We start from the raw sequence: 12,313 nt of genomic DNA, 5'->3' as shown, positions 1-12,313 counted from the left end.
CTCGGGACCGGATCCGCGATGCCACGAAGAATCGATGCCAGCCTCGCCCCGTCCATTCCCGGCGGAAGCACAATGGGCCGCGGACGTCTCGTATCGGGATCGAGCAGGGCGATCGGCCATGCCTGCGACGCATTCACCGGAGACATCCCGCCGGGGTATGCCCCGGCCGAGCCGACAGTGCGCTCGCGATCCTCCCCCGGAGCGGCCTCGCCCGGCGGCGTATGTCTGCTCGGGGCCGAGCACAGCCGCGTCCCATCGCAGCGGCAGAGAACAGAGCTGCCCAAAGGTGAGTTTGTCGGCGAGGTACCGGCGATAGGCAACGAGCCGGCAGTGCCAGGCGATCTGCATGTCACGCTCGACCAGGCGCGCCGTGTCCCCAGCGGCGGACCGAATGATCAACCCGTAGGCCGCCCTTATCGGTCGCTGAAACTGATCACGGACCGGAGCGCCGGAGACCGGTCCCGAGGCCAGCCAGGAGCGGGCAGCGAGGTCGGATTCGCGTATGACGCAGCTGCGGTAGCACGAGGTCGAGCCTTCGGCAGTGGGGTGCGGAAGGGGACGGCGCAGCACTCGGTCGCCCCGATGCTCGAGGTCCACGCTGTCGCGCACCGTGGCGCCGAGGCGGCGTTCGGCCAGCCAGTCCGGCAGGAGAATCGAGCGTTGCCCACGGCGGCGACCGGCGGCGACCAAGAACGGCGCAGCAAGGCTAGACACGGCCGAGCACCGAGGCCGGTAGGCGGTCCTCCAGGTCGAGGAGGACCCGTTCCAGGCGGTTGAAGACATGGTTCGTTGCGACGTACCGACCGGCGAGCTGCCCGCTTTTGCGAACCACGTCTTCCAGGCGGCGAACCGCCGCTTCCACGACCACGGGAGGGGTCTTGAACCCCCGCCGGCTGAACTTCCGAGCGACGAGGCAGATCACCTCGTTGACGACCCTGTCCACGGGAACCGAACGCGCGCCTTCGGCGATCCGGACGAGAGCCCGGTGCATCCGGCGGCGGCGTCTTTCGCCGGCGAACACTTCCGCGACCAGGTGCTCCACCATGTCCGGAAGGACGGCGGCGAACGGCACCTCCACATCGCGCGGGCTGATCCGGACCCGCGGATCTGTCCGCTTACGCTGCACGCCACCGTCGATCTCGACGAACGCGTGTCCGACCGAACTCACCGGGATCAACCGGATGACGCGCTCGCCCTGACATCCGGTGATCAAATCGTGCAAGTTCGACAACTGCATCAAGGCCTCGGAGACTTCACTCAGGCGACCGTTCTCCTCAGCGTTTGGCGGACACAGAACATCCCACTTCGTAATGACGAGATGCACCGGGCACACACCTTTTTGACCGACATCAAGGATCCCCGGCAAGAAGTTGTCGATATAGTCGATGCCGGACTCCTCGTGCCTGAGCCGGCGGTCAAGCATGTCACCGCCTAGCAGACAGAGCTTCGCCGATGCCCGCCCGATGCGGTCCTCAAGCATTTGCCAATTCTCCGAGAAGCCGTCGGCCTCCGACCAGAGCGGCTCCAGCAGTTCGCCAGAGTAGTCGAGATAGCGCAGCGAAAACAGGGTGTCCTCGTCGTGCCTCGGCTGGGCGGTCTCGCGGTCCCGCAGTCGCGCGCGGCAGTCGAAGGTGTACTCGCGGACTTCGCTGGTAGGTGTCGCGGCGGGCCACTCGCCGTGCGGTTCAGCCAGTTGCCGACATCGTCGATGCAAGAGATCGCGCTGCTCCCGCGGACATTTCAGATAGAAGCCTGTCTCGGGCGGTGCGATGCACAGCCGATCGAACATGGCAGCGAGGTAAACAGTTTTTCCACTTCCTCGTGCACCCAAGACGATCACCGTTGGCGCGAACCGAGATGTACGTTTACGAAACGGCATCAGAACTCCCCGCCCGAGGCCGGCGACTCGGCAATCATAAGGGCGCGAGAAGATCGACACCACAGGGTTAACACTTTCGGTCGGCGAGTCCGCCGTGATCACAGTGAGAATTGACCTTGCATTTCGCTGCCGTCCCGATGAAGCCTCCTGCCTGAACCCTCGACATCCGGTTCTGACGTCGATCGTGCTCCGCGGGTGGTGTGGCGGCTGCTGATCCGTATCGACATCACTGTGTCGTCGCAGGTCCTGGCCCCGATGGCTACGGAGCCGGACAACGCCGGGGCGGGCCGCCGGGCATTGGTGGCGCCTGGTCGTCGCCGTCGACGGCAAGGTCGAGCGTGGTGCCCGGCTGGCCGACGGCTGCCAGGTCCATCTGCTCAGCGCGTACGACACCAGCACCGGCATCGTGCTCGCCCAGGTGCAGATCGCCGCGAGGTCCAACGAAATCCCCATGTCAAGGGCCTTCCCTGGGCGCAGGTCACGATCGGGGCGCAGGCCCGTGAGAGCGGTCACGGCGATGGCGATAAGGAGACCCGCACGGTCAAGGCGCTCACCGTCGTGACCCCGGGCGGGCTGGGATTCCCCACGCGCAACAAGCCGTCCGGATCGCCCGCACCCGTACGGTCAAGGGCAAGACCGGCCGTGAGACGGCGTACCTGACGATCTCGCTGCCCGCCGGCCAGGCCCGGCCCGGCCGAACTGGGCGCATGGGCGCGGTCTAGCCCTGGTCAGAGCGGTGAGGCTACGTTGTCGAGCAGCCGCTGCAGGTCCTGCGCGCACTGGTAGATCACTCGCATCCGGCGGGCGTGTACCGGGTCCACGGTGTCGTCGTCGTGCAGGATCTCCGCCCAGCCGAGGATCTTCGCGACCGGATGGCGAATGTGGTGCGACAGCTCCCGCCGATCGTGATCGCCGCAACTGAGCCACATCGCGGTCAGGTGCGGCACCGCCGCCGACGCCGCCTGCATGTCACGTTGGCCCGGAAAGCCCTCCATCGCGGCCAGCGCCTGCCGGCACAGTTCGCACAGCGGGAGGTGGGCCTGCCCGTCGACGACTTCGGCGGGCCGAAGACACGCGATCTTCGAACCGGGATCCACCATCACGCAGCACTGCACGGTCGCGGGCGTGAACTCGTCGGCCCAGAGCTCATGCTCGGCCAGCTGCTCCGCAAGCTCGCCGGCCCGGCGGTCGCTGACCCAGAATCGGTCCCGGTACAGCCGGTGACAGCTGTCCTGCCCATCCACATGTGGCACCTGCGACAGCCGCCACCCGCGGGCATGAACAAGCTGCATGAATGCTCCCAGATCCCAGCAGGCTCAGGGCCTGCGCATCGGCGTGGACCTCGAACATCGGCAGAGCGCGCCCTGACATGAGCACAGCCCGACCTTGCAGCGGCACTGTGTCAGCCTGACGCCGGTGGCCGCGCCCGGACCGGCTACAACGTGCTGGCCGGCAGTACTGCCGGCAGGAGCACCCAGACGCATTTTCCGGCGCCGTACGGCCGCACCCCCCAGGCACGGGACAGGGCGTCGATAATGGCCAGGCCACGTCCGCCGGTCTGGTCGCCGCGCCGCTGGCGTGGTGGGGTCGCGGTACGGTCCGCGGCGGTCACCGTGACACGGCCCCGCACGGCATGAAGACTCAGGGCCAGGATTCCGCCGCCGTGGCGGACGGCGTTGGCGACCAGTTCGCTGATGACCACCGTCGCGTCGTACACCCAGTCGGCGTCGGTGAAACCCCAGCTCTGCAGCACGGACCGGGTAGCGGTCCTGGCGGCCGCAGCCGCGCCGGTGCCCGGCAGCACGTCCAGGTGCGCAACGAGGGCGCTCATCGGCCTGGCACCTCCTGGAGTTCCAGCGTGATCGGCAGCAGTCGTTGAGTTCTGTACCCGGCCACACCGTTCCAACGCCGGGTGTCGCCATCAAGGCTCGCGCTCACGACGGCCGGCGTTACCGGCAATGGCGTCAAGCAGAGACCCGGGCACCCCCCGGAGGGCGGATCACGCCGGGACGGGACAGACAGGGGTGAGGGGCAGGCGGATCGTTCCGCTCTGCCCCTCACGTGGGCTGGCGTGCTGGGGTGCCTACCGGCGTACGCGCTTCGCCCACAGGGGGGTGACGACGGCGATCAGACCGGCGGCGGCGGCGATCTGGACGATGTGGCGGATCCAGTCGATGCCGCCGGTGTCCCTGACGCCCAGGGCAGTGGCGATGACGTTGCCGATGATGGCGCCGAGCACGCCCAGGATGATGGTCAACCAGATCGGGATGTCCTGCCTGCCCGGCAGAACCGCGCGTGCGATCAGACCGATGATCAATCCGGCGATGATGGCCCAGAGGAACGACATGACGTGCCCTTCGGTGAAGTGTCCATGTGCTGCGGATGCCCGTGAAGTACCGGGGGGGTTCAACGGCCACGATTGTTTCCTCAGCGCGCGACCGCCAAACACCCCGCCTCGCGGTCTTACGGCTGTGTACGGCAACGCAGCCCGGTGCCACACGAACAGACCGCCGACCCATCGCGTACCCGGACGCAGGCGGGCACCGCACCGCGAGCACGCCGCAGTGGCGTGAGGCCGACGGCGCTGCCGAACGAGCGCGCCGAGACCACCTGGCGGGCACCAGGACAAAGACAACCAGCAGCCCAGCATCGGTACGCCCGAGCTCGGTCTCGTCTGGCATCCCATGGACTCGCACCACGCCGGCCGTGTCGCAGTAGATTCACCTCAGTCTGCCCGGCGGGCAGTCGCCGGACTCGCCCTACTGGCTCCGCGTCTCCTCGGCGAGAAGCGACTGGCCTATGACTCTGAATTTGATGATCGCCGCTTGCGCGCAAATTCAGGGTGGGCGAGCTGGCGCATGTAGTTCGCCGTCATTGGGCGTCTTGCCGGCAGCATCCCTGAGCTAGTCGTGCACACTAAGCGTGTGCCTAGAGAGTTCAACTGGCATCAACAGGCCACGAGTCGTGGTGGCTCAAGATGATGGGAGCAAGCGGCACGTCGTGGTGGACACCAAGGCCTGCTCATTACCGTGCTCCCACGCCGGTGGATCGTGGAGCGCTCGCTGTCCTGGCAGGTGCGCGCCCGCCGCAACTTCCGCGAACGCCTGCCGGAGCACTCTGAAGCTCACATCACCTGGGCGAATATCACCCTTATGACCCGCCGCCTCAGCCGAGCGAACAAGCAGCAGGTCACGCAGCCCACGATCCTGGCGCCTGACCTGGCCCACGTGCCGTAGGGACCCTTGGGCCCGGTGGGGAGCTATCTCACTCCTCCTGAGGTGCGTCCGTCCTGAGGGAGCAGTCGTCGGCTTGGTGGGCGTCGAGGCCGCCGAGGATCTTCCGGGTAATGGCGTCAAGGGCCGACCGACCCTCCTGGCCCAAGGGCTCGAGGAAGAGTGACTGGACAGCTGCGACGTGTCGAGGCGCAGCCCTGGTGATGAGGGCGAAGCCTTCTTCGGTCAGGACGACGTCGGGGTACCGGGTGTGCGGCGAGGGTACACGGCCGATCAGGCCGCGTTTACCGGTCCGGGTCAGCTGGTGGGACAGGCGGCTCGGGTCCCAGCCGGTGCTCTCGGCGAGGGTGGCTACCGGCAAGCGGTGTCCGGGGGCTTCGGAGAGGCGCGCGAGCAGCTCGTACTCGGGTACCGACATGCCGCACTCGTGCTGTAGGTGCTGCCGCAGGTGGCGCTCGAGTTCCCTGACCATCGTCAGGTAGCTCCGCCACGTCTTCTGCTGGATGTCGTCAAGCCAGGTTTCAGCCGCCATGGTCAGCATCCTACAAGTTAGATTGACACATCAAGCTGAGGCTCTCTAAGGTCTAGCTTGACACGTCAATCTAGAGAGTCGAGCTGAGAATGAGCGCGAAACGCATCATCACCGTGCTGGGTGCCACCGGGGCTCAGGGAGGCAGCGTCGTCCGCGCCATCGCGGCCGATCCCACCGGCGGGTTCACCGCTCGCGCGGTGACCCGGGACAGGGCGAAGGCCGAAGACCTCCTGGCCGCGGGTATCGAGGTGGTCGAGGCCGATCTGGACGACGAGGCGAGCCTGCGCCGTGCTTTCGACGGCGCCCACGGAGCGTTCGTGGTGACGAACTGGTGGGAGCCGCCGGCTGCGGGCTCGGTCTGGACCTCCCGGACCGAACGCGAACAGGGGCAGGCCGCGAACGCGGCCCAGGCGGCCGCCGCGACCGGCCTGCGGCACGTCATCTGGTCCACACTTGCCGACACCCGGCCCTACCTGCCGGACGCCCCGCGCCAGGAAGCCGGCTATACCGTGCCGCACGCCGACGGCAAGGCCGAAGCGAACGCGTTCTTCCTCGACGCGGAGGTCCCCACCACGTTCGTGACCGCGCCGATGTATTACGAGTCGCTGTTCACCTTCAATGCCCCGCGACGCACGGAGGACGGCACCCTCGTGCTGGCGATGCCGATCGGTTCTGCCCGGGTGGTCAGCGGCACCGTCGACGACGTCGGCCGTATCGCGTACGCCATCTTCAGCAGGGGTGACGCCCTCGTCGGTCGCACCGTGCCGATCGCGAGTGACCTGTGCTCCGGAGAGGATTTCGCCGCCGGAGTTGCCGACGCGCTCGGCGAACCTGTGCACTACGTACCGGTCGATCCGGCCGCGTTAACTCACTCGGGCATGCCCGACGCCGGCGAGCTGGCCAACATGTTCCAGTACTTCGTCAACGCCGAAAAGGACCTGACCCAGATCGACTTCAACTGGCTGCGTGACCTCAACCCGGGCCTTCAGTCGTTCACCACTTGGGCATCCGCCAACCGCCACCGCTTCCGGGCTCTCGACCTCTGAGGCCGAGGAGCCCCTGTACGGGGTCGGTGTGTCGATCGGCCATCTCGGGTCGCCTTCCGACTACAGCCCGTCGATCCTCGCATCGGCCCCTCCGCGGGCCAGATCACACCGTCATACCATCGAGTCCGGTGGGGCCACTTCAAGCCGCTTGTAGCCACTGGTTTTGTTCGTGAGTTCCGGGTTCTGGCACAGGAAGTGTTGTTGATCTTCGCAGATGACTCGTTGGCACTCCGTGTGACGCGACGATCAGCCGACTCCTGCCGCACCTTGGCGCGCTCAGTATCGAGGGGATTGAGCAGTCGGATGATGGGCTGTGGCTGTCGGCCAGCGTACGAGTTCAGACGGCGACCTGCTGGTCCTGCGGCACGGCTTCGGATCGCGTGCACGGACGGTACTCGCGCAACCTGACGGACGTCCCGATAGCTGGCGTGGCCGCCAAGATCTGGCTGCAGGTACGCCGCTTCATCTGCGGCAATCCCGCCTGCACCGTCCGGACCTTCGTCGAGCAGGTAGACGGCGTGACCTGCCGCCGATTGCGCAGCACCGACCGCCTGCGGAGCATGCTCACGGCGATCGGCCTGGCGCTCGCCGGCCGAGCAGGGGCACGGCTGGCGGCGGTTCCAGGGATGGTCACCAGCCGCAGCAGCCTTCTGCGGCTGGTACGGGCCGTGCCTGACCCGCCAGAGCGTCCGGCAGCATGTGTCTTGACCGCTGCAGGCGGCGGGGGCTCACCGGGTGGTCAAGGCGGTATGGGCGCGAAGACGAACATTGAAAGAGGTATCAGCTACTCGTACCGGACAAGGGGTAGTCTTCAGCGCGGTCACGATCAGGACGGCCAGGTCAGCTACGGTCGCCCGCACTAGTCCGTAGGGGTGGTCGGCGGCAACGTCGGTGGTCATGAAGGGTGTCGAGCCTTTCAGGCGAAGGTCAGCGCAGGGCTGTCGTACGCCGGGCGGTCCGGAGGATTTAGGCCCGGCCGGTTAGTTGCGGGCTACGTCCTGCAGCAGCTGAACAGCGTGCGCGGTCAAGGCGCTGAGCGTGTTGAGATCAGCGGAGGAGAACGCTCCCGGCTGCCCGGAGAGTACGCATAACGAGCCGACCGGCTGTCCGTCCAGGTGCAGCGGGACACCGGCGTAGCTGCGGATGCCGGTGATCGTCACCAGCGGGTTGGCGGTGTGGGCGGGATCGTCGTGCATGTCGGTGATCAGCAAGGGGGTGTTGGTGCGCACCACCGTGGCGCACGGTGCCCATTCGGCCGGCATGCCTCCGGCTTCGGCGAGCCAGCCATCGACCCCGTGGGTGGCGACCAGGATGCCGGCGGTGTCGAGGATCAGCGAGATTCCGGCACACGGGGCCTGCAGCATGTCCGCGACGTGTTCGATGAATTGTTGCAGCGGCTGCGGTGTTTCCTCGGTGCTCGGCAGGAGCCTGGCCACGGCCTGCAGACGTTCGGGGCGAGTCAGCGCATCGGGTGCGGTGTCGCAGCTGGGAGTGATCACCATGGGACCTTCCAAATCTTGAGGAAGCACCTACGCTATTGACCGTCGGTCACCGGTCGGGGCGCCGGGAGGTGGCGATGCGGTTGCGCACCGTCACCGCTGCCATAACGCGCGGGCGCTGACCTGGTCGACCGCCGCACCGCTGGGCGGCGCTCGATCGAACTCGAACCGAGATACCTGAGTTCCGGCCTCGCTGATCGGACGATTCATGCGAGGGCGCCGATGACACGACGAACGATGCGCGGGCGGCGGTCACGTGACGCCGACATCGACGTTTCCGTTCGCGAACGCCCGCCATCTGGTGCCGCTAGGCTGGGCATGACGGTGTCGTCCGCCTCCCCCGCAACGCCGTCGGCCGATCGCGCCACAGCTTCGCCGGGGGGAATGATGCCCGCAGAACCCGCACTCACGGGTGACCCGGACGCCGCGCTGCCCGCCTCGTCGTGGGTGGTGCTGGCGGCAGCCCTGGAGGCCTACTTCGCGTTCGACGCCACGGGGCGGGTCCTGGCGTGGAACCCGGCAGCCGAGACGGCATTCGGCTACACCAGGGCGCAGGCGTACGGCCGGTCGATCGAGGAGCTGATCGTGCGGCCTGCCGCACGCGAGGTTGGCCGCAGGGAGCTGGCCGCGTTGGCGGGCGGTGAGCCTGGGCAGACCTTGGACCGGCGCCTGCAGTGGATGGCCTGGCACGCCGACGGTCATGAGTTCCCTATCGAGATGACGCTGACGGCCACCGACGAGCCCACAGGCCGTGTTTTTCACGTGTTCGCCCACGACATCACCATCGCCCAGCGCGCCAGCCGGTTCACCGCGGTAGAGGCCGCCGTGGCCCGGGGCTTGGCCGAAGCCGAGTCGAGCACGGGGGCTGCCACACGGGTCGTCGAGGCGCTCGGGGTGACGATGAACTGGCCGGTGGCCGAGTTGTGGCTGGCCGACGACGACCGGCAACTACTGGTCTGCGCCGCCCGTTACGTCGGGCCGGACCGGCGGCTGCATGACTTTGCCCTCGATCAGCTCGAGCCCGGCGTCGGGTTGCCCGGCCGGGTCTACGCCGGTCGCCGGCCGCTGTGGATCCGGGATCTGAGCGTCGACAGCGCATCGCTGCGCAGCCGCGCCGCCGCCCGGATCGGGCTACGCGTCGCCGTGGGCGTCCCGTTGTGCAGCGGCCCGCGGATGCTCGGCGCCCTGTGTGTCTATGGTGATCACGCCGAAGACCCGGAGGACAGCCTGCTCGGCCTGCTGAACGGGGTGGCCGCCCAGGTCGGGCAGTACCTGGAACGGCGCCGCGCCGAGGAGCTCGCCGTCGAACTGGCGCGGACCAAGAACGAGTTCCTGGCCATGGTCACCCATGAGCTACGCAACCCGTTGGCGGTGATCACCACCACCGCCGCCATGTTCACCGAAGAACTCGGCGACCTGACCGCAGACGAGCAGCTCCACCATCTGCAGGCAATAACCCGTAACGCCGAACGGTTGTCGATCATGGCCGAGGACCTGCTCGACCTGGCTCGCCTGGAAGCCGGGCATCTGACCATCGACCCCAGCCCGACCGATCTGTGCACCATCATCACCCAGGCCCTACAGGCCGCCGCCGCAGCCACCGACGACAAACACCTCACCGTGGCAGTGGATCTCCCCGAGCGGCTCGAGCTGACCGCCGACCCACTGCGGTTACGGCAGGTCGCCGACAACCTCATCGGTAACGCCATCAAATACACCCCCGCCGGCGGCCGGATCACCGTCACCGCCGGCACCGACGCCACCGCACAGAAGATCACCTGGAGCGTCGCGGACACCGGCATCGGCATCCCCGCCGCCGAACGACCCCGGCTGTTCCGCCGCTTCTACCGCGCCTCCACCGCCGTGGACCGGCGCATCCCCGGCACCGGTCTCGGCCTGGTCATCACTCGCAGCATCATCGAACACCACCACGGCACCATCATGGTGGCCGAGCACCGCGGGCCCGGCACCACCTTCCTCATCGAACTGCCTGTCAAGCCGCAAACCACTTCCGAGGACGGGTGAGGCCGGACCTCACGGCCGCCTGCGAACTGACCTCACATGAGCTCGCCCGCAGCCGATGATGCAGGCAGGGTGCTCGGCGTGACGCCGGCCCGAGGACACGAGAAAGCGGGCGGTTCATGCCGGTGGTGGTCGCAGTGGAGGATGACGCCGACGTCGTCGATGTGCTGTCAGTCGTACTGCGGGAGGCCGGATACACCGTCTACCCCGCACCCGACGGGGAACAAGCCCTGCCCCTGATCGTCCGGCATCAACCCGACCTGGTGATCCTCGACCATCACCTACCAGGCATGACCGGTCTGCAGATCGCCCAGACGCTACGCGCCGACCCCCGGACCGCCGCCGTGCCGCTGCTGATGATCAGCACGGATGCGCCGCACGATGCCACCGTCTTCGTCGACGAGGTGCTGCCCAAACCGCTGCGCCCCCGCGTCTTGAAGGCACACGTCGAGAGCCTGCTCGCCACGACCAGGCCGGACTGGCCGGACCCGCCTTCACCGCTGCTGGACCGGCGCCGGCTGCGGGCGCTGGCCGGCTACGACTGGGACCATCCCGAGCTGCGCCGGGGCATCGAGGCGATCACCGAACGCACCGCCCGAAGGCTGGAGCTACCGATCGCCATGGCCACCATCGGGCTGGACACCGCCCAGTTCACCGTCGGTGCGCACGGCGTGACCGGCTGGATCGCCGAAGCCGGCGGTACCCCCGTCGAGTGGTCCTTCTGCGCTCAGACGATCCCCACCGCTCGCCCCTACGTGGTCCCGGACGCCACCGTCGACCCTCTGCAGCAGCACAATCCCCTGGTGACGATCGACGGCGTTGTCAGCTACGCAGGCGTTCCCCTGATCGACCACAACGGGCAGGTGCTCGGCGCCCACTGCGTGCTCGGCACCAGCGCCCGCACCTTCACCGAGTCGGGCCTGGCGCACCTGCGTGACGCCGCCGCCGAGATCATGACGCTGATCGAGCAATACCGGCTATCCTGAACCGCAGCCGCAGATCTGCCGTCCGGGCGATGTCGTTGCTCGTCCGGCGCCGGCTTCGCCACGGGACCACCATCCGCGGCGTGAGGGGCCCACGCCAGGGGCCGACCACTGATATGCACACTGCCGAGGGCTGACTTACAGTCGTAGCCATGACCGCGGGCATCACCACCGACGCGCAGCAGCAGCACACTCCGCCGACGGCCAGCAACAGCCAGGCCGCGGCGGGCCTGCCGGCGGCGGTCCTCGATCCGGCACGGTTGGCGGCGGTGCGCTCCACCGGGTTGCTCGACACCGAACCCGAAGAGGAGTTCGATGCCCTGACTCGGCTGGCCGCTCAGGTCACCGGAGCCCGGCGGGCGTTCGTGACCGTCGTCGACGACAGGCGGTCCTTCTGGAAAAGCTGCCACGGCGGCCCGGAACTACCCGTGAGTCAGCGGCAGAACCTGGTCCACGAAAGCCCCTGCCACATCCTGATCGCCACCAACCAGGCGCTGATCAGTGACGACGCCCGCCACGACCCCCGCATCCGGGACGTGCCCGCCGTCGAGCAGCTCGGTATCGGCGCCTGGGCCGGTGTGCCGGTCCGCGACCGCGACGGACACGTCATCGGCGGGCTGTGCGCCGTCGACGACAACCCGCGCCCGTGGCAGGAACAGCAGGTGCAGACTTTGCACACCCTGGCAGAGGCAGTGAGCGCGCACATCAAACTGCGACAGGAACTCGACCGGACCCGTGCCCAAGCGCAACAGCTAGAGGCCACCGCCCGCGCGGAACAGCAGCTGCGTGCCGAGGCCGAACAGCGCGCCGCCGCCGCCGCGCAACTCGCCGACCGGATGCGCGCCGCCGCCGCCACCCACGCCGTCACCCCCCGGCCCGAGCACTGCCAGCTCGGCGGCGTCGACGGCTGCACCGGCCCCGCCGACCTGAAAATCGCCGATTCGTGGGGCGACTCCGCGTGGGGCTGCACCGCCCACGTCGAGGAAGCCATCCTCACGGTGCGGTCAGTGTTCATCGCCAACGAAGAACTCGGCGGTCTGGCCGTCTACCTCCACCGCTGACCTGCGGCATCGTCCGCGAGCGCGTGGCTCGGTGGCGACACCGGCGTGAGAACGGTAT

General features: G+C 68.0%; 11 protein-coding genes and 1 pseudogene. 6 read left to right on the top strand and 6 right to left on the bottom strand.

Features of this window, described 5'->3' with window-relative positions:
* Positions 1-706: 706 nt before the first annotated feature.
* From AC0NH5_RS24560 to AC0NH5_RS24545, 4 genes are all read right to left on the bottom strand, one after another.
* Entirely contained in the window at positions 707-1,789 is a 1,083-nt protein-coding gene (locus AC0NH5_RS24560; RefSeq protein WP_474407903.1) for a hypothetical protein, read from the bottom strand.
* An 818-nt stretch (positions 1,790-2,607) separates the two neighbouring features.
* Complete coding sequence (locus AC0NH5_RS24555) at positions 2,608-3,171, bottom strand: histidine kinase dimerization/phospho-acceptor domain-containing protein (protein ID WP_474407901.1); 564 nt, start codon at positions 3,169-3,171, stop codon at positions 2,608-2,610.
* Positions 3,172-3,314: 143 nt separating this feature from the next.
* Positions 3,315-3,710, bottom strand: coding sequence for an ATP-binding protein (locus AC0NH5_RS24550; protein WP_474407898.1), 396 nt, complete (start codon positions 3,708-3,710; stop codon positions 3,315-3,317).
* Between the two features lie 252 nt (positions 3,711-3,962).
* A complete protein-coding gene (locus AC0NH5_RS24545; RefSeq protein ID WP_474407896.1) occupies positions 3,963-4,226 on the bottom strand; it encodes a GlsB/YeaQ/YmgE family stress response membrane protein in 264 nt (87 codons plus the stop codon).
* A gap of 682 nt (positions 4,227-4,908) precedes the next feature.
* Between AC0NH5_RS24545 and AC0NH5_RS24540 the strand changes: the two are divergent.
* A pseudogene (locus AC0NH5_RS24540) lies at positions 4,909-5,052 on the top strand (IS5-like element IS4811 family transposase); the annotation flags it as partial.
* Positions 5,053-5,143: 91 nt separating this feature from the next.
* On the opposite strand, the gene AC0NH5_RS24535 reads toward AC0NH5_RS24540, so the two are convergent.
* Entirely contained in the window at positions 5,144-5,644 is a 501-nt protein-coding gene (locus AC0NH5_RS24535) for a MarR family winged helix-turn-helix transcriptional regulator (protein ID WP_474407894.1), read from the bottom strand.
* Positions 5,645-5,733: 89 nt separating this feature from the next.
* Between AC0NH5_RS24535 and AC0NH5_RS24530 the strand changes: the two genes are divergently transcribed.
* Positions 5,734-6,690 carry an NmrA/HSCARG family protein gene (locus tag AC0NH5_RS24530; protein ID WP_474407892.1) on the top strand — a complete coding sequence of 319 codons (957 nt, stop codon included), beginning with the start codon at positions 5,734-5,736 and terminating at the stop codon, positions 6,688-6,690.
* A 245-nt stretch (positions 6,691-6,935) separates the two neighbouring features.
* Entirely contained in the window at positions 6,936-7,553 is a 618-nt protein-coding gene (locus tag AC0NH5_RS24525) for a transposase family protein (RefSeq protein WP_474408069.1), read from the top strand.
* 117 nt (positions 7,554-7,670) lie between these two features.
* Here the strand turns inward: AC0NH5_RS24525 and AC0NH5_RS24520 are convergent, their stop codons facing one another.
* Positions 7,671-8,192: a GAF domain-containing protein gene (locus tag AC0NH5_RS24520; protein ID WP_474407890.1), complete on the bottom strand. Its 522-nt coding sequence runs from the start codon at positions 8,190-8,192 to the stop codon at positions 7,671-7,673.
* Positions 8,193-8,576: 384 nt separating this feature from the next.
* On the opposite strand from AC0NH5_RS24520, the gene AC0NH5_RS24515 reads away from it, so the two are divergent.
* The 3 genes from AC0NH5_RS24515 (at position 8,577) to AC0NH5_RS24505 (ending at position 12,255) form a co-directional block, all read left to right on the top strand.
* Positions 8,577-10,214, top strand: a complete 1,638-nt coding sequence (locus AC0NH5_RS24515; protein WP_474407888.1) for a sensor histidine kinase — start codon at positions 8,577-8,579, stop codon at positions 10,212-10,214.
* 134 nt (positions 10,215-10,348) lie between these two features.
* Entirely contained in the window at positions 10,349-11,197 is an 849-nt protein-coding gene (locus AC0NH5_RS24510) for a response regulator (RefSeq protein ID WP_474407886.1), read from the top strand.
* 149 nt (positions 11,198-11,346) lie between these two features.
* Entirely contained in the window at positions 11,347-12,255 is a 909-nt protein-coding gene (locus tag AC0NH5_RS24505) for a GAF domain-containing protein (RefSeq protein ID WP_474407884.1), read from the top strand.
* Positions 12,256-12,313 lie beyond the last annotated feature (58 nt).

It is taken from the genome of Actinoplanes sp. 13 (genome assembly GCF_056134165.1).
Note: the sequence above shows the minus strand (reverse complement) of the source record. Positions and strands in the feature narration are given on the sequence as shown.